The organism is Rufibacter tibetensis, assembly GCF_001310085.1.
Lineage (GTDB): Bacteria > Bacteroidota > Bacteroidia > Cytophagales > Hymenobacteraceae > Nibribacter > Nibribacter tibetensis.
On record NZ_CP012643.1, the window covers coordinates 1615214 to 1639230 of the forward strand.

A 24017-nucleotide genomic window follows, 5' to 3' on the forward strand; every position below is an offset into this window, starting at 1 on the left:
GCCATTGGGAGTAAAGACTTTTCATTACTTTTATCTCTGCAAGCGGTTCATCCGTATTTACCAGTAGGTGAAAGCAATTTGCTTACTTCGTTCTAATTTACAAAAACTGATGACTATGAATACTTCCACCAGCACCTCCAGCCAAGAGGCCATAGCCTTAGAAGACAAATACGGAGCCCACAACTACCACCCACTGCCGGTAGTCCTGAACCGCGGCGAAGGAGTCTTTCTCTGGGATGTGGAAGGCAAGCGATATTATGACTTCCTCTCGGCGTATAGCGCTGTAAACCAAGGCCACTGCCATCCCCGCATTATTGGGGCGCTCACAGAGCAGGCCCAGCAGCTTACCCTTACCTCCCGGGCCTTCTACAACGACAAACTTGGCCCCACTGAGAAGTACATGGCTGAGCTCTTTGGCTATGACAAAGCCTTGCTCATGAACTCTGGTGCCGAAGCCGTGGAAACAGCCCTGAAACTTGCCCGCAAGTGGGGATATAAAGAAAAAGGCATTCCGCCGCACGAGGCTGAGATTCTAGTAGTTGAGCATAATTTTCATGGTCGTACCACCGGCATCATCTCCTTCTCAACTGACCCAAGTAGCACCGCAGGTTTCGGTCCTTACATGCCAGGCTATAAAGTTCTGCCGTATGACAACCTGGAAGCACTGGAGCAAGCCCTACAAGAAAGTGCCCACATCTGCGCGTTCATGGTGGAGCCTATCCAGGGCGAGGCTGGTGTAGTAGTTCCATCAGACGGATACCTAAGCGGCGCCAAAGCCCTGTGCGAAAAATACAATGTGTTGCTCATCATTGACGAGATACAGACGGGCGTTGGCCGCACCGGCAAGCTGCTGGCCTCACATTATGACGGCGTCAAACCCGATATTTTAATTTTGGGCAAAGCCCTTTCTGGCGGAGTTTTACCAGTTTCTGCGGCGCTCGCCGATGACCATATCATGCTCTGCATTCAGCCAGGTGAACATGGCTCTACCTTTGGCGGTAACCCGCTGGCCTGCGCCGTAGCAGTAGCTGCTTTGGAGGTGATTCAGGATGAAAACCTGACGGAGAATGCCATGCGCTTGGGCGAGATCTTCCGATCCAGAATGAATGAGCTGAAAGCCCGTCACCCGGAGCTGGTGAGCCTGGTACGTGGACGGGGCCTTTTGAATGCAGTGATCATCCAACCAACGCCAGACGGCCGCACCGCTTGGGATGTTTGCGTGAAATTGATGGAAAACGGCCTCTTAGCCAAACCCACCCACGGCGACATCATCCGGTTTGCCCCACCATTGGTAATCACCGAAGAGCAACTGCACGCCTGCTGCGATATAATTGAGAAGACGCTGGAGGAGTTTTAAACCCGTAAAAATTTAAAGCGAAAGCTGCATCTACTATAAAGTAGGTGCAGCTTTTTGTTTTTATGCTTGGTTTAAAGAAAGTCGCCCAAAGCTAAGGTATCCTATACAAGACAGCGGCACATGCTCCAGCCCAGTAATTGGAAACATAGCATCTGACCATCATGTACTGTACCTTTGCGCCCGAGCAGAAAAAGAACCGCCGAGAAATCAACTTCGGCTTAACACTTTTCCTGAAGCTCGTTTGTTGTATCAGCAGCAGGCTATTCAAATACTGGATTTGCTTGCTTAACCCCATTAGCTGCTATGAACCATTTAACCCGCCGGCCCCGCCGGAACCGCAAATCAGATGTCATCCGGAATCTGGTACAGGAAAACCACCTCACCCTGCATGATTTAATCTTCCCCATATTTGTCACCGAAGGCGATAATGTGCAGCAAGGCATTCCGTCTATGCCGGGCATTTCACGTTTCAGCTTAGACCGCCTGGTAGACGAAGTAGGAGAATGCGTGGAGTTGGGCATCAAAGCCTTCGCGCCGTTCCCCAATATTTCTGAAGAAAAAAAAGACCGGTTTGCGCAGGAAAGCAAGAACCCTGAAGGCTTGTTTTTGAAGACTATTTCTGAGCTGAAGCGTCAGTTCCCGGGAATCACCCTGGCAACCGATGTAGCCATGGACCCCTACAGCACCGACGGCCATGACGGCATTGTAGACAACGGTGAGATCATCAATGATGCCTCTCTGGAAGTTTTGGGTCAGATGGCCCTGGCGCAGGCCCAGGCCGGAGCCGACATTATAGCTCCTTCTGACATGATGGACGGGCGCGTGGCCCATATCCGTCAGATTCTGGACAAGCACGCCTTCTCCAATGTGGCTATCATGAGCTACACTGCCAAGTACGCCAGCGGTTTCTATGGCCCTTTCCGTGATGCCTTGGAGTCTGCTCCTAAGCACGGTGACAAGAAAACCTACCAGATGAACCCTGCCAACAGCCGTGAAGCTTTGATTGAGGCGGAACTAGATACTTTGGAAGGTGCCGATTACCTTATGGTGAAGCCTGCCCTCTCCTATCTTGATGTCATTAAACTACTCCGTGACAACTCCAATCTGCCCATTGCCGCCTACAATGTGAGCGGTGAATACGCCATGGTGAAAGCTGCGGCTCAAAATGGCTGGCTGGATGGTGAAAAGATTATGCTGGAAACGTTGCTTAGCATGAAACGCGCTGGCGCCGACATCATCTTAACCTACTTCGCGAAGGAGTTTGCTCAGTACATTAAACGCTAAGTTGATTTGGAGCTGTTTTGTTAAAAATAAACCTAGAACGATTTATAGCTCAGTTTGCTGAAAACACCCATAAAAAAGCTACCAGATTCTTCCTGGTAGCTTTTTTAATTCATTCTAAAATTGATCTTATCGCAAGAAAGTAAGTCGCTTGGTGTATCGTTTTCCGTCAATGGTAAGTTGATACAGGTACGTGCCGGAAGCCTGAATTTGTCCGCCGGCGTCCCTGCCATCCCAGGAAATGCGGTGCTGCCCGGCTTGCTTTTTGCCACTAACCAAGGTAGCAATGACTTGTCCGGAGAGGTTGTATAGCACCAATTTTACTTCTGCCGGTTTCTCCAACGTGAAAGGAATTGTGGTAGCACCCCCTGCTCTGAAAGGGTTAGGATAGTTCTGCTTCAATCCAAATTGAGACGCATTGGCTATCTCTTCTTTAGAAGCCAGCGGACCAGAGTACCGGCGACTGAACACGCCGTTTCCGTGGGTACCCACTACTACCAAATCATCAGTGGTACGGCTAAGCACCATATCAACCGGAACCTGGCCAATGGTACTTGCTCCTTCCCTGATCCAGTTAGTGGCACTTCCTGTAAGGGTAGAGGCAGAGTAAAGTCCCGTGCTGGTTCCTACCAGGTATTTGGCCGTTCCGTCTGGGTTAGGCAAGATGGTAAGCCATCTGGTAGACGGGCCATTGCCTTGCACATTACCGTCTTCCTCCAATGTTCCTGAAACAGGTGTCCAGGAAGTACCGCCGTCAGTGGTGTAAAAAAGGCTTTCTACCCTGTAATTGGTAAAAACGACAATAACTTTGTTTGCATCTCTGGGATCAATGGCAATACACTGGATATTACCAGACGGGAAATTAGCCCCCGTCACATTCACCCGAGTTGGAGCAGCAGCAGCACCATTTTCAAACTTATACAGCTTTCCGGCCCTGGTACCAAAATACACCACATTGGCTGGTGACTTGCTCACCGACACAGAAGAGATGGCTTCGTTTGTGCCTAAATTGGCTACCACTTCCCAGCCCAAATTTGATTGATCGCCGCTTGTACTCAAAGGAATCTGGGCAATGTTTTTGTTTCGCCACAAGGTATCGCCGGCCGGCAAAAACATGGTGTACTCATTGTTAGGGTCAATGGTGTACGGGTTCACAAAAAGGTAACCCGTGGTTTGGGGTGGATCAATTCTGGCGTATCCAATTCTTCTGCCAGCATCATTGAAAGCGTACCTGTACACAGTACCACTCTGTGATGACACTAAAAGAGAGTGGGTAGTCACAGCTGTAAAAGCTCCGTCTCCACCTAATTGCTCTATCCAGGAGGTTTGCTCCTCTATGTCATTCACTGCCCAACAGCCATTGTCCTGCATACCGCCTACCACAAAGTCGTTTGTGGTGTTCAGGTCCATGGCAACGGTATAGAACTGGGTGGTCTGGTAGCCTCGGTTAAGGGACTCCCACACCACAGAAGACGCATTGTTGTTCTCAGTTCTGGAGAGGCCACCATCATGTGCAGAGATCATGCGGTTTGGGTTGCTCCGGTAAAAGGCCACTTCATGTTGGTCTGGATGATGCTTAGGGTACAGAGCGTAGCTGGCATTGGAAGCTACGTACCCACCAATCTTGGTAGTGGCAGTTGTGTTAGCGAACCCGCTGGTAGAACGGTACAGGTTGGTACCCCCTAACACCACATAATCTGGGTTATTCGGTTTTACTTTCACTACCATATTATAACCTCCCTGCAAATCCAGGTCACCAGATTTATCGCCTAGCATAGGCAGGTTTTCTGAAAGGTTAGTCCAGGTTCCGCCGCTTCCGCTACCGTCACCAGATCTATACTCGTACTTCCAAAGGTTAGCCTGAGAGGTTTCGTTCGTTTCAGTGTACACCAGGAAATACACGATATTTTCATTAGACGGAGCAATGTCCAGCACAATCCGCTCGTAAGTAGCCGGGAAACCAGCAGGGGTAATGTCTGTCCAGCCAGTGCCATTAGTAGACCTGAAGATTCCTTTTTTTGCAGAACCCTCCCCGGTAGAAAATTGACTTAACGCGGCGTACATAGCCCCGTTTTCCCCTATGGCAATATCAGTAAAATAGGGGCTCGCATTGAAGTCTGTGATTCTATCAGCGCCTGTTCCTGCTCCAAAGCCCAACACGTACGTCCAGGTATTTCCGCCATTGGTAGATCGGCGGATAGAGCCGATAGTTGCTACAAAAACTTCATCCTGCGTTGTATTAGCCGGGTTAGTAGCTACACGGTAGGTAAGTTGAAACACATTGGTGAGTTGGGTAGTACCAACTGCCTGGGTAGAGGCAAGTGGGTTCCAGGTAACGCCGTTGTCAATGGATTTGAAAACCCCGTTCCCTAAATAAGTGGCCCCTGGCTTGTTAGCCGAGTTTCCTAACACTTCTCCTGTACTGTAATACCAGATGTTTCCTTTACCGGGTCTTTTGTCCTGAGAGATAGAGGTTACACTTTGCAACATCTCCGGATCTGTAACTTTTACCCATGAGGTGCCCCCATTGGTGCTTCGCCACATACCTCCAGAAACACCTCCTGCCAGAATGATATTTTCATTGTTTCTGTCAATGGCCAACGCCCGGGTACGGCCGCCTATGTTGTAAGGCCCGCGTCTGTCCCAGGTATAGGTGGCTAATTTGCTATAAGGATTCTTCTGGGAGAAGAGTTGCTCGGCCGTCATGATCCGGCTGGAGTAAGCCAGTTCCAGTTCCCTGATCCCTTCAGGAATTTTACCGGTAGCCGGATCTTTAAGCCGGTCAATTTCATATTGCAACCGGGCTTGTGGGTTTTCGGGGGTACCGATTGAGCCTTTTTTGTGCAGCCGGTGAACACGCGCATCCTGCCCAAACTCGATTAACGAGGCGGTTGAAAAACGAGGCTCCTGTTTCCCCCTGAAGAAAGGCTGCGTTGAAGCAAAATATAAGATTGCCCCAAAGAATAGAAGCAAAGCGCAGGACGTCCAAAACTGCCGCTGCTGGGTTACACGTTCCATGAAATGGTTCTGGTTATTGGTAAGCAAGGATTCTTTTAAAAAATAAAAAGTAACGGCTTCACCGCCGATACATAAACGTTAATCTAACAGAGAGTAGGAGCGCACCATCAAGGGATCATTCTCGCTTAAGGAACCTCTTACATCTGCGGTTATTTTCTTACCGGCTGTTATCTCAGGCCTACCCCCTCCTGCCTTCACTGACATTGGGAAGTGCGCCCGTACCTGCTTGCCTTCTTCTAGGGTTTGGTTAAAACCAGAGCCGTAGCCAATGACACGCGAGATAAGCACCTGGGTTTTGCAAGGGGCTTGGCTGCAGGGCCCGTTTCCGGCAGGGGCCAAATCAGGCAGAATCTTCACAACCTCCAACACTACCCGGGCATGACTAGGCGCAATAGGCTTCTGGTCTGGAAGTGGGGGGAGATCACCAGAAGAATCAATCTTGGAGGTAGACACAGGCGTTTCTTTTTCAGCTTTAACTTCTGACTCAGGCATGCGTTTACAGGCTAAACCAAGCAACAGAAAGATTGTTGGCAAGACCAGATATAAATTCATCCTGATGAGGGCTTTACACATAAAACAAATATAATCATAATAATCAGGTTTTTAGCCCTTTAAAACTGCTAATTTAGCGTCGAAGTCCTTCTAACGGCTTATTTTCTAAAATACCTCAAAACCTACAACCTTGGTCTCTGTTTTGGGTATAGGAAGACCATTAAGCTTTACCTATATTTCACTAGTTCCATGAAAACCACAACCCTGCCACCACCTTACAAGTGGCTGGTATTTTCCTTACTTTTCTTACTGTCGGCGTGTGATCTTTTTGAGTACCACCCATACGCCGGCAACCTGGAGTACAAAGACCTTACGGCCCAGAACGTAGCCAGAATCAAAGCCCTGGAAACGGCCTACAACCCACAGATTCCTTTAAAGTTTGCCCTTACCGGTGACACGCAGGGCTTCTTTGCCGAAACCGAAGACATGGTAAAAGACATGAACTCCCGTGACATTGCCTTTGTCCTGCACGCCGGAGACCTGACCAATTACGCGTTCACCGATGAGTATGAGCGCATGCACGAGGTACTCTCCAAACTGAAGGCGCCGTACGTGACCGTAATCGGGAACCATGACTGCCTGGGCGATGGCGACAAGATCTACAAAGAGATGTATGGCCCACTCAACCACTCCTTCACTTTCGGGCAGAACAAATTTATTCTTCTCAACACCAACTTTCTGGAGTTTGACGAAAGCGTACCAGATATTAATTGGTTGGAAAAAGAGCTTCAGACCCCTACTTCCATTGTCAATAAATTTGTCGTTTCTCACATCATTCCAGATAACAGCGAGGCAAATCGCGCACAGGAGCAGGCTTACGCCGCATTGATGCAGAAATACGACGTGCGGCTTTCATTACACGGCCACACCCACAGCTTTGGAGTAAGGCAACTCTACAATGATGGCATCACCTATGTAACCACGGCTGCTTCTCTGAAGCGGAGCTATGTGCTGGTAACCGTACTGGGCAATAAGGCAACGTTTGAAAAAATAGAATTCTAAGTTTATGCGTCAGCTATACCTTCTTTGCCTGCTTTTGTGTCTTGCTTTCTCTTTATCTGTCAACGCCCAGAACGCCTCAGACTCAGCCTATCAAACAGCCTCTTCTGACAAGGTAGACCGACCTAAAAACAGTTGGTACGCTCCAGATTATGTAGTAGTGCAACACGCTGGTCTGATTGGAATTCTGGCTGCGGGTTTTGGGTATGATTTCGGGAAACACGACAGAACCAACGCCGAACTCATGTACGGATTTACCCCCAACTACGGATTTAAAAACACCACCCACACCTTTACCACCAGAATCTACTACCAGTCAAACCCTAAGCCGCTGTTCAAGGATTTCCAAATTAGTTGGATCAAGGCGGGCACCGGCATCAGTATGACCATTGGGGAGCAGTTTGAAACGTTTTTCCCAAAAAAGTATCCTGAAGGCTATTACATCTGGCCCACCGCCACCCGCATTCTCCCCTTTGTGGGTTCTGCGGTGAGAAGGGAATTCAAGGGCAAAAACCGCCCGGTGTTTGGTGAATTCTATGGGGAGATAGGCACCTCTGATGTCATGATTGTAGACAAGTACCGGAACAAGGGCATCTCTGTGCCAGATATACTTAACCTAGCCATAGGAGTGCGCGTCTCTCTCTGATCTGTTTCTAAGCCTGTTGTGAGAAAACAGACCTAAAGCTGTTACCAGGCCAGCCCCTGTTCTTAACTTGGTGAAGTTGGTTTCTAACCCGCAAAGCCGCATTTTTGCATCCGCTTTGCTTTCAAAGCTATCGCTTCGCGGATATTCTTATGGATTATAATTACCTGAAATCGCTGCACATCATTTTTGTAGTTACCTGGTTTGCGGGCCTGTTCTACATTGTGCGGTTGTTCGTGTATTACGCTGAAACGGCCCAGAAATCCGAGCCCGAGAAAAGCATTCTCCAGACCCAGTTTGCTTTGATGCAGAAAAGGCTGTGGTACGGAATCACGTGGCCTTCAGCAGTACTGACGGTCATCATGGGGTTGAGCTTGCTGCATTACTACTCTCCCATTCCCACCTGGCTCTGGATTAAGTTAGGCTTTGTAGTCGGGCTGTTGGCTTACCACCTGTATTGCCACCGTATTTTCAAACAACACCAGCGGGGCGAAATAAAACAAAGCTCCACCACCCTCCGCATCTGGAACGAAGTGGCCACCCTATTCCTGGTTAGCATTGTGTTCTTGGTAGTGCTCAAAAATGGGCTAAGCGCCACGTGGGGCGTGCTGGGTTTTATCGGCTTATCGGTCCTCCTGATGGCAGCCATTATGGTCTATAAAAAGCTCAGGAAAGCGTAACCGCCCCAATTAGGTTAGAAACAGAGAAGCATTCCTGAATCACTCCGCCTTAAAAAGGAAACGGCCCCTAAGGGGCCGGCTCACTACAAACAACCAACATGAAACGGCTAATAAGCCGCTATTACTTTTTCGTATTCATATTTAGAGCCAACAGTTTTGGCCGCCTGTGAATACGCTTCTTTTATCTTTTTGTCTTCTTTAGGCAGGTGTACCGCCATCTTGCGTAGCAGTTTAGACTTCTCGTAATCTGAGCTAATGCTCTCACTTGCTTTGAGCAGCGGCACATACTGGTTAGCGCTCAGCTTAGAATTGGAAAGCAGGCTACTATAAGCTTTGGCTTTCTCATAGTCAGAACTGATGCCGTTGATGAGGGGCAATACTGTGTCAAAATAAGCCACTACTTGCTGCTCATGGTGCATGAAAGCTCCCAAACCTTTGGTCCGCTCGTAGTCTGAAGACACGTTTTGTAGGGCCTGCATAGACACTTCAAATTGCTTTCTGGATAATTCAGGACGAGCCGCCAGGGTGGAGAGCACCTTCACTTTCTCGTGATCTGACGTAATGGTGCTGATGGCTTCAGCTACTTTATCCAGCGCTTTTTCTGATAGGTTTTCCTGCTTCAGCAGATGTTTGATGGTCTTGCCTTTCTCATAATCAGAAGAGAGGGTGGCACTGGCTTTGGCGTAGGCCTCAGCGGTTTCAGCGTTAGACAGGAGAGCTCCCGGAATCTTGGTCAGGATGGAGGAAGCTTCGTAATCAGACGTTTTCCCTTTGCTTACCTGCTCAATTAATAGGCGGGCATCTGCCGGGCTCAGGCTTTCTTTGGCCATCAGGTGCCGGTACATTTTGGTTCGGCCGGCCCCTGGTTCCATAATAGCTGTATAATCCAGCACTTTCTGAATGCCACCCTCTTTGTAAAGGCGTTCGGCACGGGCTTCAGCGCCCAGCCCGGTTTTGGAAATCATCTCTGGCAGGTAGGTGGCCAACCAGGCTTGACCGGCGGTAGCATAGTCCTGGACTTTACCGTCTATCCAGTAGTTTGCCTCCAGTTTTCCCGAAACGTTCTTTAAAAGGACCTTATGCTCGGGGGCGTTCTTCTCCTGCCGGGAGAACTCAAACCGGCCACCCTCGCTGAGGCTGCTGATAGCGCGTTCATCTTCTGCTATCGTCACCGTTCCTTGGCTCACCAGTTTCAGGCGGAGGCCATTCTCATCAGTAGTGATGTAGACGGTTTCTCCTTTCTCTCCTTTGGTGGCATAGGTGCCGTTGATCACTACATCCTGAGAACCTTTACCTGGGGTACTGGTAACGGTAATGACCTTTTTAGCCTGCTTAGCAGGCTGCGCAGTGGCTGGCAGTACTACATTCAAGCAGCCCAAGGCAATGAAGGAAGAAAGTAGAAATGAACGCATGGCTGAGCTTCTTTAAGGTTGTCTTACAAGTGCTGTAGTTCAATCTCTTATGCTAAAGACACCCAATACAACGGGTGGTTGCACGGACTTTAAACTATTTCACTGCACCCTCTTTAAGACAAGCGCCATGCCAACGATTCAAATGATTGACTATTAGTAATTTACCTAATTTAAATAAAATAAAAATGTCCGCTTCCGAACAACAAATATTCAAAAGCGGACACCTAATCCTTTATATTTTATGCTTGATTTAGGGAAAACAGACCCGAAGCTGCAATGAAATCCCCTCTTTCTGCCTACTCCTCCCGCTCCAACAGCAGCACCGAAGATTGGGGAACAATAAAGTATTTGTCTCCCATGTAGTTGATCTCTACGGCATCGCGCTGGAGGTAAATAGCCAGGTCACCTTCGCGGGCCTGCAGCGGAAGGTAACGCACCTGTTCTTTCTCGTCCTGGTTCCAGATCTCGTCATCCAACCCATAATCTGCCGGAATGGGATAGCCCGGGCCAACCCGCATCACGTAGCCTTCCTGCACTTTTTCTTTCTCCTGCACACCAGGCGGCAGAAACAAGCCGCTTTTTGTCTGCTCCTTCGCTGACTTAGGCTTGATGAGCAGACGGTCTCCTACTACAATCAATTTCTGCAATTTGCTGGCGGGTGAGTCATGGCGCATAACGGTACTTGTTAAAGGTAAATGGGCTGCAAAGATACAACAGCAGGTGTGTTTGGCGCTACTGGTAAGTGGATTTGACTATTGGAAGGAGAGATGATTTGGAGGTGTTTTTGGGAAAAGGAGGCTAAAAGCAGAAGCAAAACACTTCTTACCTCTCTTGTCATCCTGAAAGGGTCTTGTGGGCGAACTAGATAAGCATTGTAGTAAATGCGCTTACAGCTTGCTCACAAGATCTTTCCAAGATGACAGAACAGGAAAAAAGCAAAGGCCTCTCCTTCCAGAGAAGCCTTTGCTTGAACAATCGTTTTACTGCTGTTTTCTCAAATCAAACCCTTAAATGCTAATCCATCATATCTGCCGGACGAGGAGCTTGTGGGGCTGCGTCTGGATTCCAGCTCATGGGGTAGTTTTGGTCTACCAGTTCCAAGGCCTCTACGGTTAGGTACAGCGGTTTGAAGGTATCAATCATCACCGCCAGTTCATGTGTTTCCTTCTTGCCAATGCTGGCTTCTACGGTGCCGGGGTGCGGCCCATGTGGAAGGCCGCTGGGGTGGATGGTGAACGAAGCAATGTCAATGCCTTTGCGGGACATGAAGTTACCGGCCACGTAGTACAGAATCTCGTCTGAGTCTACGTTGGAGTGGTTGTACGGTGCTGGAATGGCTAATGGGTGGTAATCAAAAAGCCTCGGCACGAAGGAACACACCACAAAGCCCTGCGTCTCAAAGGTCTGGTGCACGGGCGGCGGCTGATGGATGCGGCCGGTAATAGGCTCAAAATCATGGATGGAGAAGGCATAGGGGTAGAAATAACCGTCCCAGCCTACCACGTCCAGCGGCGAAAAGTCATAATAATATTGGTGCAGGAACCCTTCCTTCTTGATCTGCACCAGGTACTCGCCGGGTTCGTTTTTCTGTATTAACTCATGAGGTGGCCTGATGTCACGCTCGCAGTAAGGCGAATGTTCCAGCAACTGTCCGAAGTGGTTTCTGTAGCGGCGTACTGTTTCTACCGGGCTAAAGCTTTCGGTGATGAGCAGGCGTACCGGACCTTCGTTCCATTTCCATTGGTGAATAATAGTGCGCGGGATCACCACATAGTCTCCTGCTTCCACTTCTAGCCGGCCCATCTGCGAGTGCAGTTCCCCGGAGCCTTCATGGATGAACACAATCTCATCAGCCAGCGCATTCTTGTATAAGTACGTCATGCTGCGTTCACCCGGAAGGCAGATGGAGATGGTGCAATCCTTGTTCATCAGGAGCGTTTTGCGGGCGCTCAGGTAATCTTCGCCGGTAGACTCGCCTTTGAACGGACGGATGTGGTAGGGAGCCAGAGGCACGTCAGATTTTACTGGGCCGTAGGGCACCGGCTCACCAATTCTGGTGATTCTGGTAGGCGCATGCTGGTGGTAGAGCAACGAGGAAACCCCGGAAAACCCCAGTGTGCCTACTAACTGCTCATGGTACAGACTACCGTCTGGTTGCCTGAACTGCGTGTGCCGTTTGCGGGGAATGGAACCTAACCTGTGATAATATGCCATGCCTTTTCAAGGAGTGAATGACTAAAGGAGTGAATAAGTTAGAACTTCCTCCCCCATAAAGCAAAAAGCGCAGCAGGAAAATCCGGCTGCGCTTTCACCTATTCTTTCAGGAAAGTCTATCTTCCTAAACTGATTTGTCTGGCCTGGTTGAAAAGGCCCATGGCCCGTTGGAAGTCAGGGTCAATCTCGTTCAGTACCGGGTAGAAACCTTCGGCCTCGTACCGGCTACGGGCTACAAACGCTTTCAAGTTGTTCCGGATGGTTCTCTCAGAACGCTTCAACTCTTTAGGGTCTACTTTGATGGCAGAGCGCTTTGCTTCTTTCAACAATCCCTGCATCATTGCATCAGTTACCTGGAACGATTCCTGGAACTGGGTCAGGGAAGTATTCTCCAACTGCTTGCGGTGTTCCCGGAAGTAGTTCATGGCATACTCGCGCAGCACGTTCTTCTGATACAACTCTGTTAACAGGTTAGTGTTATCTGTAGTATCACGCGCCACAAACACGTCTGGCATGATACCGCCGCCGCCATACACAGTGCGCCCACGGCTGGTTTTGTATCTGAGAGAATCATTGAACTTGATGCTGTCCTGGCTGAAGAACTCACCGTGCTTGTAGCGGTTGGCCAGCTCCATTTCATAATCTTCAGAAGACTCTGGGTCATACGGTTTTTGGATGGAACGTCCGCTTGGTGTGTAGTACCTGGAAATAGTCAGACGAAGCTCACTACCGTCAGACAACGGAATAGGCACCTGCACCAGCCCTTTCCCAAACGAACGGCGGCCCACAATCAGCGCACGGTCATGGTCTTGCAAGGCACCGGCCAGGATCTCAGAGGCAGAGGCGCTGCCTTCGTTGATCAGAACAATCAGCTCACCGGTCTCAAAATCACCTTTCACTTTGGCGTAGTAGTTGGCATCGTACTTAGAGCCTTTTCCATCTGTGTACACCAGTTTCTTGTTGCCAGCAATGAACTCATCGGCCATGCGGGTGGCGTGGTCTAAATACCCACCAGGGTTATCCCGTAAATCCAGGATCAGGCGCTGCAAACCTTGTTTCTTCAAGGCACTTAGTTTAGACTTGAACTCCTCATAAGTACCGTTAGAGAAGCGACTCACTTTGATATAACCGGTTTTGTTATCAACCATGTACCCGGCATCCACAGACACCGAAGGAATCTTACGGCGGGTTACGGTAAACTGCAAAGGCTTGGTCTCATTCGGACGCAACACCGTTAATCTCACTTTAGAGCCTCTTGGCCCCCGCAGTTTGTTGAAGACCGTCTCATTAGAGATATTCACCCCGGCAATGTTTTCATCGTTCACTTTCAGGATTTTGTCACCGGCTTGAATGCCCACCTGCTCAGAAGGACCTCCGCTTAGCGGGGCAATCACATACAAAGTATCCCGGAAGATGTTGAACTCCACACCAATGCCATCAAAATCACTCTCTAAATAAGAGCGGGCCATGGTCAGGTCTTTGGCCGGAATGTAGGAGGAGTGTGGGTCCAGCTTCTCCAGCATCTTGTTAATGGCAAATTCAGAAAGCTTTTCAGTATTCACAGTGTCCACATACTCGCGGTCTATGTAGCTCAGAATTTCTCTGAACTTTAGATAGCCACGGGCCGTGCCCTGAGGATTAGTGGTGGAAGGCTGGAAGAAGGTAGCGCCTAATAGAATACCTACCGCAACTGCCAGACCTATAAACAAAGGTAATCGCACCTGGAAGAGAGTGTTCTCAATTTTCTTATGCTCAGTTTTCTCAGCCATATTATTTTAACCACATAATTTAAAGGAAACATCCTTTTACAAACCTCTGATTACTTACTATTTACAAAATAATCAAGCAAGAGAAGCCTCCCCTATAATACAAATTTTACACCAAATAAGTTGCCTTACATGGTTTAGCTATTTTCAGAAAGGCGATTGGCCATTTTCTTAAGTTCACGGGCATACACCTGCCGGTAACTTCCATTCCGAGTGGTGGTATCTGCCGGAGAAGCAATGGGCCGGGCCTGTACGCGTTGGGCGGTTGTAAGGGCTGCTTTAGCGATCTGCTTTTCGCTCCAATGCCCCTTTAGCGCCCGAAGGCACTTATACATAAGCTCAGAATCTTCTGACTTGGCTTCCAGCAATTGCTCTGTGTAAAAGCCAATGGTGTTTAACACCGAGGCATTGTTCATGTCCTGGTAGTAATGCGGGAACAACTCACGCCGGAGCATTTCATTGGCTCCCTGCTGCTGCAAGACAAACAGGTAGTCTTTTTGAGAGTTCTGAAGCAACACCCCTTTGATATCGGCGTGCTTGTCGGCCCAGTTGGCTTTGTCTTTGTGCAGTTCTATGATTGCCGGAATTTCTTCAAAAGGGTTCTTCTTAGCTCCGGCGGGTGGTGTAAGGCCCGCGTATTTAGACCCCTTGGGGTAGGTAATCTCAAATTCTGGCTCTTTAGCCTTGGCCGAGGTACCGGAAAGGGTATCGGCGCTGGCCGTTGCGCTGGTTGAATCTGCTCTCTGCTGTTGACCAGAAGAACTCTTAGTGGCCATGTCACGGAGCATCTGCTCACAGGAGGACAAACCAAGCAAACCTACACAGGCCAGTGCCCATGCGGCACGTTTGGGGAAAGAATAAATCATGTAACTTTTAAACGGTAAAACAACTCTTAGGAGACAAGCGTGCCGCACAAAATCCTACCTCTGGGGCCTAAAGTAATGCTTTAAGTCACTTACTTGAAGCAATTGGAAGAGAATCTTTGTCAACGCGTTTTCCACTTGGCTATACACCCGCTTATCCACAGGCTTATCCACTTACGCCCTGTTTTTCAGCTTATGGCCTAACTTCTTCAACTCCCTGGCATACACTTGCCGGTGGTATCCTGTTACAGTGGCCGTGTCTTCCGCCGAGTGGATTTTACGGGCCTGTACCCGGGCAGCGGTAGCCAAGGCAACCTGAGATATCTTCTGTGCTGGCCAGTGCTCTTTCAGTGCCCGCAAGCACATATACATTAATTTGGCATCTTCGGATTTAGCCTCTACCAATTGTTCTGTGTAAAACCCGATAACCTCCAGTACATTTGGCTGTGTAGGATCCTGGTAATAGTGCTGGAACAGTTCATGCCGCAGCATTTCATTGGCCGCTTGCTGCTGTAACACAAACAAATAGTCTTTGCCCGCGTGAGCTAGCAGCAATTGCCGCATGTCTGTGTCTTTGCCGGCATAATTGTTTTCCCCTTCATTGGCTTTTGCAATACGCTGCACTTCTTGAAAAGGATTAGGCATGACGCCTTGAGGCGGCGTGAGGTCCTGGTAGGCAGACCCAGCCGGGAAAGTCAGGCTCCACTCCGGCTCCCGCACCACCTCAGCACGTACCGGCTCCTGGCCTACCTCTGCCCTCAACTGGCTTTGGGTATACATGTGGCTTTCTGCATCTGCTTCTTCAGGGTTCAGGAAGAACCGCTGCACAACTAACGTTGCCAAACCCAGTGCAATCAGGAATATGTCAGTTCTATAGATTTTCTTCATGTACAGGTCCTCCTGTTAGGGTGCACTCCTTCCTGAACGTCTTCGATCCTCCTCTTTTCACCAGATGCGCTGTAGGCCTGTTTTCCACAAATCGCTTCTTAAACGTATAGGCTATGATTCACGTGCGTCATGCTCCCCGGTTTGGTACTGGGTTTTCTCCAGCTCCAGTTGCTGTTTCTGCTCTGGTGTAAGCGGGGTCAGGTTTCGGATGTCCGGCTGCCCTGCATCCACCCAGGCAGTGTACCAGTAACTGGCCACCAGGTGAACAGCCAATCGCATTTGTCGCTCCACCTGCCCGTGCAGTCCCAGATGATACGCCTGGCTGAACTCGCGGGAATACACTTTCACGGTGGTGGCGCCCCGCTCCTCCAAACTGTATTTCTTGTCTTCTGAAAAGGTCTGGGTGAGCTGTTTTTCCACCGAGAACACCGAGTCCAGCGCGGCATGCGCCCGGGCTACTATTTCCCAGGCGGTCTTACTGGGGTTCTGCAGATACTGAGCCGGCCCAATAAAGAAATCATATTCTGGTGCCCAAAGTTCCGGCAAACGGCTTTCCCACAACCCATGTATACCGCGCTGGTTTGTAAACTGCCCGTTATAGTTGCGGGTAGTGTGCAAAGGAACGCAGGCATCGGCCACGTAATGCCCCAACTCCGCTGACAGCCGAAGTATTCGTTGAAGATCATGGTGCTTGAAGGCTTTGGTGAGCTGGTACTGCACCAACCCGATGTGCCAGGGAACAATGCCGTGCCGCTGCAGGGTATCCAAGGAAAACTGTTTTACGGCGGTTTCCCAAAAACGGGGCAGTTTCTGAGCGGCGCTGTCACCGTAGACGTCTAAGTCAATAAAGTGGCGGGCACCTTCTTCAGGTACGGCATACCGCCTTTTGTCTGGGGCTACGGCCTGCTCTGTGATGTATGGAAGGTGTTGTTTGTAAAACCCGATCATTTCTGCGGGCAGGGTGTAGACCGCTTGCTGATTGATGCGCTGGTGCGCGTAAAAGCCCCAGGCCCAGACTTCATGGCAGCCTACCAGTAGCAGTAGCAGAAAGAGCACCCGTTTTCGCATATAGTTCTATACGAACAAGATACACGTGCGTGTTCCGCTATTTAAAGCACCATTTGAGGAAAACGCCTTTAAAAGGGAAAGCCTTGGGAATAGACGCAACAAAGCACCCGCCGTTTCCTGCTGGTTTAAGGAAAACAAGGCTTAAACAATCTTACAATTTAGCGGTCTCCTTTGCCTTGTGGTAGTCTTCTTTGGTGAAGATTTTAATGCCGTAATAATTGATTTGCTTGTAGTCATACAGGCGCGCCACAAACTGGCTATCAGCGTAATCGGTGTAGGCGTCTACAAAGTCAAGGCCTTCTATCTGCTCTCCTTCTTCCAGCACCGCCATTTCGCGCTGCTTTACGTGCTTCCTGATTTTGTCAAAGACTGGCCCGCCCTGGGTGTTGTAAAGAATGCGGTTGGGACTGGCGCCATTGTAGTAGAGAATGCACCAGGCATCGGCGCCCTCGCCTTCGGGGTTGAACGCCCAGACGGCTTTCCCCATTTTGGCATCAGAGGGCTCCACGTCTGATTTGGCCACCCAACCTTTTTCCTGTAGGAAGAGGGCTACCTCCTGTTTTCCCATACCCTGCAGCTTCAGAAGCTGACTCAAGTTCAGCCCTTGCCCCATGCTGGTAAAGGAGAGCAATACAAATAGTGGATATAGGACGAGCTGCTTCATACCATTTACCTGTTAATTACTGCTTTCCAGTAAGATACAACTCTATTTTTAAAAATAAAAGAAGAATTATACAATATACTTTAACAGTATACATGTGGTGATAAAGGTCTTTAGAATGAAGCAAAACTATTAAGCCTGCGCGTGTACTTACCTTTTAAGTTTAAAGAGAAACCGATGAGCTTAATATACTACAATTCCTTTCCAGCCTCTTTTCGCAAAAACTATCTGAAAACAGAAAAGCCTCACCTGATTGAACAGATGAGGCTTTTTCGTGTGTGTTCTATATGCTTACCGTCTGCCTGCAGCGGGGAACTTCATGCGGTAATCGGCGTCCACGTCGCCTTTGGTAATTTTGGTGAGTTTGCCTTTCAGCAAGCGCTTTTTCAAAGCTGAAAGGTGATCCGTGAAAAGAATACCCTCAATGTGGTCGTACTCGTGCTGGATCACGCGGGCGGTCAGGTCGTCAAACTCTTCAATGTGTTCTTTGCCTTCCAGGTCATAGTACCGGATGCGGATGTTCTCCTGGCGCCACACTTCCTCGCGTACGCCGGGTATGCTGAGGCAGCCTTCGTCAAAGCCCCACTCCTCGCCAGACTCTTCCAGAATGGTAGGGTTGATGAAGGCTTTCTTCACGCCTTTTTCTTCTTCGCCCTCTTCCATGAACGGCTTGGAGTCAATCACGAACAGCCGGATGCTTTTGCCAATCTGCGGGGCGGCCAGACCTACGCCGTGCGCGTGGTACATGGTCTCAAACATATCTTCTATGAGCTTCTCCAGCTCCGGGGAATTTAAAGGGATGTCTTGGGCTTTGGCACGCAGTACCGGATCGCCGTAGGCAACTATAGGGTAGATCATAAATATTGTCTGCTCTCTAAATAACTCTGTAAAATAATGGTGGCGCTGATTTTGTCCACGGTGGCTTTGTCGGCGCGGGCTTTTTTGTTCAGGCCCATGTCTATCATGGTCTGGAACGCCATGCGCGAGGTAAAGCGTTCATCATGGGTAATTACTTTTTTATCAGGAAACTGTTTCTGCAATTTCCGCACAAAGCCTACCACGTGCTGGGTATTGTTGGTGTCTGAACTGTCCAGGTGCTTGGGCATGCCTACCACAAACTCGTCTACTTCTTCCTGCTGGCAGTACTGGGCCAGAAACGGCAGCACATCTTTGCTATGCACGGTATCCAACGCCGAGGCGATGATCTGCAACGGATCTGTGACGGCTATTCCCACCCTTTTCACGCCATAATCAATGGCCAGTATACGCCCCATGGTTCCGTTTTTACGTTGGTTTCCTGAAAAGGAAGGAGAAACAGGACGGGCATTCTGCCGCGTTCTTCCAACCTGTAAAGAAACAGGGCAAAGGTAGCGCATTATTCTGAAAACCCGTTCCTCTGGCTTAAGCCCTGGTTTCAACCAAGCGCACTTTTGCGTAACTTGGAAGTCGAAACGAAACTCTTATCCATGTCTCTTCCTTCTTCTGGCCGGTCGCTCCGGCTCACTTTACTGGCTCTGCTCTTGTGGAGCTTTTCCCTCCCCTCTTTTGCCCAAGCCGATCTTCAGAAACTAGACGCTTACTACCAGAAGGCCCTCAAAGACTGGAACGTACCCGGCATGGCCATTGCCATTGTAAAGAATGACTCTGTGGTGTTCGCCAAAGGCTATGGCGTGCGCGACCAGCAGAAAGGCGGCGCGGTGGATGCAAACACCATCTTCGGGATTGCCTCCAACACAAAAGCCTATACCGCCGCGGCGCTGGCCATGCTGGTAGACGAGGGCAAACTAAGCTGGGACGACCCTGTGACCAAATACCTGCCGTACCTGCAACTCTATGACCCGTATGTGACACAGCAACTCAACATCCGTGACCTGCTGAGCCACCGCGTAGGCCTGCAAACCTTCTCCGGCGATTTGCTCTGGTACAACACTACCTACAGCCGCAAAGAGATTCTGGAACGCGCCAAACACCTGAAACCTACGTACCCGTTCAGGGGCGGTTATGGCTATTCTAACCTCATGTTCATCGCCGCTGGCGAAGTCATTGAAGCCATTAGCGGGAAACCTTGGGAGCAGTTTATCCAGGAGCGCATCTTCAAGCCGCTGGGCATGACCCGCTCGTTCACCTCGGTAAACCAATTGAAAGGACTGGAAAATGTAGCCACCCCGCACGGTAACCCAACCACCGAAAACGGGAAACCCGTGCCTACGGTGCTTACCGCCTGGGACAACTGGAACCCGGCCGCCGGTATCTTCACCAGCGTGAACGAAGACGCCAAATGGCTCAAACTGCAATTAAACCGGGGTACCTACAAAGGCCAACGCCTGTTCTCAGAAACAGCCTCTCACACTATGTGGACCATGCACAACCCAACGGTAGTAGCCAAGGAGATGGAGAAAATCACTCCTTCCGTTCATTTCAGCGGAGCCGGTTTGGGCTGGATGCTGAACGACTACCAAGGCAAGAAAATAGTGGTGCACGGCGGCGGCCACGAGGGCATGAACAGCCGCACGGTGTTGGTGCCGGAAGAGAAACTAGGCATCGTGATTTTGACCAACAGCATGAGCAGCATCATGGCGCCAATCGCCAACTACACCATAGACCAGTTCCTGGGCATCCAGAACGGCCGCGACTGGAGTCAGTTCAACCTGCAGATGGCCGCCAAAGCCCAAGCAGCAGAAAAATCCGCCGATGCCAAAGCCGCTAAACAGAAAGTCTCCAAAGCCAAACTCACCCGTGACCTGAATGCCTATGCGGGTACCTACGCCAGCCCAGTGTATGGAAACGCAGTAGTAGCTGTGCAAAACGGAAAATTGATGCTGAGTTTAGTGGCTGCTCCGGCTTTAGGTGGAGAACTTTCGCTCTGGCAACCTGATATCTTTAACCTGGCTTGGAAAAATAACTTCGCGCTGCTCACACCTACCAAGGCTCGGTTCCTGCCCGGCCCCGATGGCTCCATTGCTGAGCTGCGCCTGGACTCCAATAACCCAGATTTCCACTTTTCAGAGTTGGAATTCAGCCGCGTGAAATAGTATAAGACAGCTTTTATTAAGCTCCAATTATAACAGGGAGTCACTTGGTAGCACAACCCATGACTCCCTGTTTAAAGGCTCAATTTGAAAAATCACGCTTAAAACAAAAGCCTCTGTAATATTTCGTCTGCTTCTGCGACTTACTTCATGTTACAGTAACTGTTGCCATCTTGTATTCTCATCTCAGAACAGACCCTGCTTATTCAGCGATGAACCTTTTTTAGCTATAAATTGTGCAACTGTTTCCTTGGTAACATCCACTACTCGCTTAAATTAAACCCAAACAAACTAAGTTCATGTCAAAGAAGAGCACTCTGGCCATTTTGCTAGCCGCTGCCATGTTAACGCAGGCGCAAGCGCAGACTAAGCCTACCCCGGCCAAGAAGACCAGTACAACCGCTGCTAAATCTCAGCAAGGCACTCGCAAACTGGAGACCGTTACCCGCAAAAGCGGCGAACTGGTGATTCCATACGAGAAATACCAATTGCCGAATGGCTTAACCGTGATTGTGCACGAGGACCACTCTGACCCTATCGTACACGTAGACGTGACCTATCACGTAGGCTCGGGCCGTGAAGAGGTGGGCAAGTCTGGTTTCGCGCACTTCTTTGAGCACATGATGTTCCAAGGATCAGACAACGTAGCCGACGAAGAGCACTTCAAGATTGTATCTGAAGCTGGCGGAACCCTGAACGGAACCACTAACCGCGACAGAACCAACTATTTTGAAACTGTTCCTTCTAACCAGTTAGAGACCGCGCTGTGGTTAGAGGCGGATCGCATGGGCTTCCTGCTGGATGCTGTGACCCAGAAGAAATTTGAGGTGCAGCGTGAAACTGTGAAAAACGAGCGCGGTCAGCGCGTAGACAATGCCCCTTACGGTTTGTCTTACGAGAAAGTAAGTGCCGCTTTGTATCCGTACGGCCACCCGTATTCCTGGACTACCATTGGGTACATTGAGGATTTGAACCGGGTAAACGTAGACGACCTGAAGAACTTCTTCCTGCGCTGGTACGGACCAAACAATGCTACCTTAACCGTAGGTGGTGACGTAACTCCGGCCCAGGTGGTGAAATTGGCTGAGAAATACTTGGGCTCTATCCAGCGTGGACCTGAGGTGAAGAACCAAAAGCTTCCGGCTCCGGTGCTCGCACAGGACCGTTATATTTCTTACGAAGACAACGTGCGTTTCCCGTTGGTGCAAATGACGTTGCCTACTGTACAGGCCAATCACCCAGATGAAGCAGCGCTAGACGTGCTTTCCAACATAATTGGCGGTAGCAAAACGTCCATCATTTACCAAAACATGGTAAAAACGCAGAAAGCCAACCAAGCTGGCGCATACCACTCCGCTTCCGAACTGGCTGGTGAATTCACGCTTTCTGCGCGGGTGCTTCCAGACCAAAAACTTGCCGATGCCGAGAAGCAACTGCGCGATGCCATTGCGGAATTCGAGAAAAAAGGCGTGACCGATGAGGACATCGCCCGTTACAAAGCTTCTTATGAGGCGAGCATCATCAACAGACTGTCTAGCGTTTCTGGTAAAACCTCTACCTTGGCTGCCTATCAATTCATGACGGGCAACGCCAACTTTATCACAAAGGAAAGACAAGCGGTGAACGCGGTAACCAAAGCCGATGTGATGCGCGTGTACAACCAATACATCAAAGGCAAAAAAGCGGTAATCCTGAGCGTAGTGCCGAAAGGCAAATCTGAGCTGATCGCCAAAGCCGATAACTTCAAAGTAGACCCAAGTGGTTATAAAGCTCCGGCGGACCAATACTCTGGTCTGAAGTACGTGAAAGCCAAAGATTCTTTTGACCGCAGCAAACGTCCAGCCGCTGGTGCCGTTCCTGCTATCACGGTTCCTCCGTTCTGGAAAGAAAGCCTGGCCAACGGCATCAAGGTGATTGGCGCGAAGAGCGATGAAGTACCAACCGTTACGTTGCTGTTCACTCTGCAAGGCGGCCACAAACTAGAGGCGCATGATCCATCTAAAGCAGGTATCGCTTCCTTGACGGCCGCTATGCTAAATGAGTCTTCGCTGAAATACACTGCTGAGCAGATCACTACTGAATTAGAGAAATTGGGTTCTTCCATTGGTGTAGGAAGCGGTGCTGAAAGCATGACCATATCAGTGCAGTCGCAGGTGAAAAACCTGGATGCTACCCTAGCCTTACTGGAAGAGCGCATGTTCCGTCCGCGCTTTGATGCAAATGAGTTTGACCGCATCAAAAAACAGCGCCTGGAAGCCATCAGAAACCAAAGCACCCAGCCTACCGTGGTAGCCGACAACGTGTACAACAAAATGCTGTACGGCGAAGGCAACATTCGTGCTATTCCGGTAGTGGGTACCGTAGCCACCGTGGAAAGTATTACGCTGGATGACGTGAAGAAATTCTACGCGAACTACTTCTCTCCAAGCGTGACTAACCTGGTAATAGTAGGCGATATGGACCAGAAGCAAATCATGCCGAAACTTGCCTTCCTGAACAAATGGACTCCAAAGCAGGTGACCATGCCGTCTGACTTCAAAGCGGCCAGCATTGACAAGACCAAGATCTTCATCGTGGATAAAGAGAAGGCTGCTCAGTCTGAGATCAGAATCGGGTACATGGCCCTTCCGTATGATGCCACCGGTGAGTATTACAAAGCTACCTTGATGAACTACGTGCTGGGCGGGGCCTTCAACAGCCGCATTAACCTTAACTTGCGCGAAGACAAAGGGTACACCTATGGCGCTCGTTCCGGCTTCTCCGGCACCGAGGAAGCAGGTCCGTTCACCGCTTCGGCCGGGGTTCGTTCCAATGCTTCTGATGCTTCAGTAGTGGAGTTCATGAAAGAAATCAAGCGTTTCCGGGAAGAAGGAATCACCGATGAGGAATTGGCCTTCATGAAGAAAGCCATCGGCCAGGGGGATGCCCGTAAGTACGAGACTTCGTTCCAGAAAGCCGCTTTCTTAAACACTATGCTCCGCTACAACCTGACGCTGGATTATGTGACCAAGCAGAACGAGATCCTGCAGAACATTACCAAGGAGGAAATCAACGCGCTGGCTAAAAAGTACCTACCGGTAGACAACATGAGCATCATGCTCGTGGGCGACAAAGCCTCCATCAAACCAGGCTTGGAGAAATTAGGCTATGAGGTGGTAGAGCTTGACCCAGACGGGGCCCCAGTGTTAGCGAAAGCGGATGCTCCGGCTACTCCGGAAGTAAAGAAAGAAGAGCCGGTGAAAAAAGGCCGCAAAGCCAAAGTGCAAGGCCGCGTGTTCTAAGCTGAGTCTTATCGGTTTGCTTCGTTAAAGCAAACCTGTTTTAAAGGCGTTTTCGGGGAAAGAACCCGGAAACGCCTTTTTTCCTTAATAGCAAATAGTTAGCCTGAGATTACTACTGCGCTTTTCCAGAGCTAACCTGATTGGGGAATTGCTGCGGGTGCTAGGTGCATGCAGTTTGCGGTTGCTGGCGTAGTGGGGGATTGATTCGAGGCCCTTATACTTAGTTGTTTCATCTTCTGCGATAAGCGCTCACGGCCGCAAGGCCCCGTCTTCCCCTCTCGCACTGCCCTTTCGGCCTGAACTGT

At 49.8% G+C, this 24017-nt stretch carries 18 protein-coding genes and 2 pseudogenes; 8 read left to right on the plus strand and 12 right to left on the minus strand.

The window, feature by feature from the left end:
* Positions 1 to 115: 115 nt before the first annotated feature.
* Both rocD and hemB read left to right on the plus strand, forming a co-directional pair.
* On the plus strand, positions 116 to 1357 hold the full coding sequence (gene rocD, locus DC20_RS06240; protein ID WP_062543038.1) for an ornithine--oxo-acid transaminase: 1242 nt from the start codon (positions 116 to 118) through the stop codon (positions 1355 to 1357).
* A 303-nt stretch (positions 1358 to 1660) separates the two neighbouring features.
* Positions 1661 to 2641: a porphobilinogen synthase gene (gene hemB / locus DC20_RS06245; protein WP_062543039.1), complete on the plus strand. Its 981-nt coding sequence runs from the start codon at positions 1661 to 1663 to the stop codon at positions 2639 to 2641.
* A gap of 126 nt (positions 2642 to 2767) precedes the next feature.
* On the opposite strand, the gene DC20_RS06250 is transcribed toward hemB, so the two are convergent.
* Both DC20_RS06250 and DC20_RS06255 read right to left on the minus strand, forming a co-directional pair.
* A complete protein-coding gene (locus tag DC20_RS06250; protein ID WP_157593067.1) occupies positions 2768 to 5656 on the minus strand; it encodes a FlgD immunoglobulin-like domain containing protein in 2889 nt (962 codons plus the stop codon).
* 78 nt (positions 5657 to 5734) lie between these two features.
* Entirely contained in the window at positions 5735 to 6148 is a 414-nt protein-coding gene (locus DC20_RS06255) for a hypothetical protein (RefSeq protein ID WP_157593068.1), read from the minus strand.
* Positions 6149 to 6397: 249 nt separating this feature from the next.
* Between DC20_RS06255 and DC20_RS06260 the strand changes: the two genes are divergently transcribed.
* The 3 genes from DC20_RS06260 to DC20_RS06270 all read left to right on the plus strand — a co-directional run bounded on the left by DC20_RS06260 (position 6398) and on the right by DC20_RS06270 (position 8530).
* Entirely contained in the window at positions 6398 to 7210 is an 813-nt protein-coding gene (locus tag DC20_RS06260) for a metallophosphoesterase family protein (RefSeq protein ID WP_062543042.1), read from the plus strand.
* Positions 7211 to 7214: 4 nt separating this feature from the next.
* A complete protein-coding gene (locus tag DC20_RS06265) occupies positions 7215 to 7853 on the plus strand; it encodes a hypothetical protein (RefSeq protein WP_062543043.1) in 639 nt (212 codons plus the stop codon).
* A 149-nt stretch (positions 7854 to 8002) separates the two neighbouring features.
* Positions 8003 to 8530 (plus strand): CopD family protein, encoded by a 528-nt coding sequence (locus DC20_RS06270; protein ID WP_062543044.1) that lies wholly within the window; start codon positions 8003 to 8005, stop codon positions 8528 to 8530.
* A gap of 107 nt (positions 8531 to 8637) precedes the next feature.
* Here the strand turns inward: DC20_RS06270 and DC20_RS06275 are convergent, their stop codons facing one another.
* The 10 genes from DC20_RS06275 to ruvX form a co-directional block, all read right to left on the minus strand.
* The gene (locus DC20_RS06275; RefSeq protein WP_062543045.1) at positions 8638 to 9942 is read right to left on the minus strand and encodes a hypothetical protein; all 1305 of its coding nucleotides are present in this window, start codon (positions 9940 to 9942) and stop codon (positions 8638 to 8640) included.
* A 296-nt stretch (positions 9943 to 10238) separates the two neighbouring features.
* Positions 10239 to 10616 (minus strand): co-chaperone GroES, encoded by a 378-nt coding sequence (locus tag DC20_RS06280; RefSeq protein WP_062543046.1) that lies wholly within the window; start codon positions 10614 to 10616, stop codon positions 10239 to 10241.
* 340 nt (positions 10617 to 10956) lie between these two features.
* Complete coding sequence (locus tag DC20_RS06285) at positions 10957 to 12156, minus strand: homogentisate 1,2-dioxygenase (protein ID WP_062543047.1); 1200 nt, start codon at positions 12154 to 12156, stop codon at positions 10957 to 10959.
* Positions 12157 to 12272: 116 nt separating this feature from the next.
* Positions 12273 to 13925: a S41 family peptidase gene (locus DC20_RS06290; RefSeq protein WP_062543048.1), complete on the minus strand. Its 1653-nt coding sequence runs from the start codon at positions 13923 to 13925 to the stop codon at positions 12273 to 12275.
* A gap of 134 nt (positions 13926 to 14059) precedes the next feature.
* Positions 14060 to 14788, minus strand: coding sequence for a hypothetical protein (locus tag DC20_RS06295; RefSeq protein WP_062543049.1), 729 nt, complete (start codon positions 14786 to 14788; stop codon positions 14060 to 14062).
* A gap of 171 nt (positions 14789 to 14959) precedes the next feature.
* Positions 14960 to 15673: a hypothetical protein gene (locus DC20_RS06300; RefSeq protein WP_062543050.1), complete on the minus strand. Its 714-nt coding sequence runs from the start codon at positions 15671 to 15673 to the stop codon at positions 14960 to 14962.
* A gap of 111 nt (positions 15674 to 15784) precedes the next feature.
* Positions 15785 to 16741: a zinc dependent phospholipase C family protein gene (locus DC20_RS06305; protein ID WP_062543051.1), complete on the minus strand. Its 957-nt coding sequence runs from the start codon at positions 16739 to 16741 to the stop codon at positions 15785 to 15787.
* Positions 16742 to 16892: 151 nt separating this feature from the next.
* Positions 16893 to 17405, minus strand: a complete 513-nt coding sequence (locus DC20_RS06310; RefSeq protein ID WP_157593069.1) for a hypothetical protein — start codon at positions 17403 to 17405, stop codon at positions 16893 to 16895.
* 288 nt (positions 17406 to 17693) lie between these two features.
* Positions 17694 to 18260, minus strand: coding sequence for a peptide deformylase (gene def / locus DC20_RS06315; RefSeq protein WP_062543053.1), 567 nt, complete (start codon positions 18258 to 18260; stop codon positions 17694 to 17696).
* On the minus strand, positions 18257 to 18676 hold the full coding sequence (ruvX, locus tag DC20_RS06320) for a Holliday junction resolvase RuvX (RefSeq protein WP_062545837.1): 420 nt from the start codon (positions 18674 to 18676) through the stop codon (positions 18257 to 18259). The genes def and ruvX overlap by 4 nt, the downstream gene beginning before the upstream one ends.
* A 192-nt stretch (positions 18677 to 18868) precedes the next feature.
* On the opposite strand from ruvX, the gene DC20_RS06325 reads away from it, so the two are divergent.
* The 3 genes and pseudogenes from DC20_RS06325 to DC20_RS23685 form a co-directional block, all read left to right on the plus strand.
* Entirely contained in the window at positions 18869 to 20434 is a 1566-nt protein-coding gene (locus DC20_RS06325) for a serine hydrolase (RefSeq protein ID WP_062543054.1), read from the plus strand.
* Positions 20435 to 20772: 338 nt separating this feature from the next.
* Positions 20773 to 21876, plus strand: a pseudogene (locus DC20_RS23680) (M16 family metallopeptidase); the annotation flags it as partial.
* A gap of 546 nt (positions 21877 to 22422) precedes the next feature.
* Positions 22423 to 23712: pseudogene (locus DC20_RS23685) on the plus strand (M16 family metallopeptidase); the annotation flags it as partial.
* Positions 23713 to 24017: the final 305 nt, after the last annotated feature.

Excerpts from the sequence above, each read along its gene's own strand:
- rocD (WP_062543038.1), top strand. The coding sequence starts at position 116 with ATGAATACTTCCACCAGCACCTCCAGCCAAGAGGCCATAGCCTTAGAA.
- hemB (WP_062543039.1), top strand. The coding sequence starts at position 1,661 with ATGAACCATTTAACCCGCCGGCCCCGCCGGAACCGCAAATCAGATGTC.
- DC20_RS06250 (WP_157593067.1), bottom strand. The coding sequence starts at position 5,656 with ATGGAACGTGTAACCCAGCAGCGGCAGTTTTGGACGTCCTGCGCTTTG.
- DC20_RS06255 (WP_157593068.1), bottom strand. The coding sequence starts at position 6,148 with ATGCCTGAGTCAGAAGTTAAAGCTGAAAAAGAAACGCCTGTGTCTACC.
- DC20_RS06260 (WP_062543042.1), top strand. The coding sequence starts at position 6,398 with ATGAAAACCACAACCCTGCCACCACCTTACAAGTGGCTGGTATTTTCC.
- DC20_RS06265 (WP_062543043.1), top strand. The coding sequence starts at position 7,215 with ATGCGTCAGCTATACCTTCTTTGCCTGCTTTTGTGTCTTGCTTTCTCT.
- DC20_RS06270 (WP_062543044.1), top strand. The coding sequence starts at position 8,003 with ATGGATTATAATTACCTGAAATCGCTGCACATCATTTTTGTAGTTACC.
- DC20_RS06275 (WP_062543045.1), bottom strand. The coding sequence starts at position 9,942 with ATGCGTTCATTTCTACTTTCTTCCTTCATTGCCTTGGGCTGCTTGAAT.
- DC20_RS06280 (WP_062543046.1), bottom strand. The coding sequence starts at position 10,616 with ATGCGCCATGACTCACCCGCCAGCAAATTGCAGAAATTGATTGTAGTA.
- DC20_RS06285 (WP_062543047.1), bottom strand. The coding sequence starts at position 12,156 with ATGGCATATTATCACAGGTTAGGTTCCATTCCCCGCAAACGGCACACG.
- DC20_RS06290 (WP_062543048.1), bottom strand. The coding sequence starts at position 13,925 with ATGGCTGAGAAAACTGAGCATAAGAAAATTGAGAACACTCTCTTCCAG.
- DC20_RS06295 (WP_062543049.1), bottom strand. The coding sequence starts at position 14,788 with ATGATTTATTCTTTCCCCAAACGTGCCGCATGGGCACTGGCCTGTGTA.
- DC20_RS06300 (WP_062543050.1), bottom strand. The coding sequence starts at position 15,673 with ATGAAGAAAATCTATAGAACTGACATATTCCTGATTGCACTGGGTTTG.
- DC20_RS06305 (WP_062543051.1), bottom strand. The coding sequence starts at position 16,741 with ATGCGAAAACGGGTGCTCTTTCTGCTACTGCTACTGGTAGGCTGCCAT.
- DC20_RS06310 (WP_157593069.1), bottom strand. The coding sequence starts at position 17,405 with ATGAAGCAGCTCGTCCTATATCCACTATTTGTATTGCTCTCCTTTACC.
- def (WP_062543053.1), bottom strand. The coding sequence starts at position 18,260 with ATGATCTACCCTATAGTTGCCTACGGCGATCCGGTACTGCGTGCCAAA.
- ruvX (WP_062545837.1), bottom strand. The coding sequence starts at position 18,676 with ATGGGGCGTATACTGGCCATTGATTATGGCGTGAAAAGGGTGGGAATA.
- DC20_RS06325 (WP_062543054.1), top strand. The coding sequence starts at position 18,869 with ATGTCTCTTCCTTCTTCTGGCCGGTCGCTCCGGCTCACTTTACTGGCT.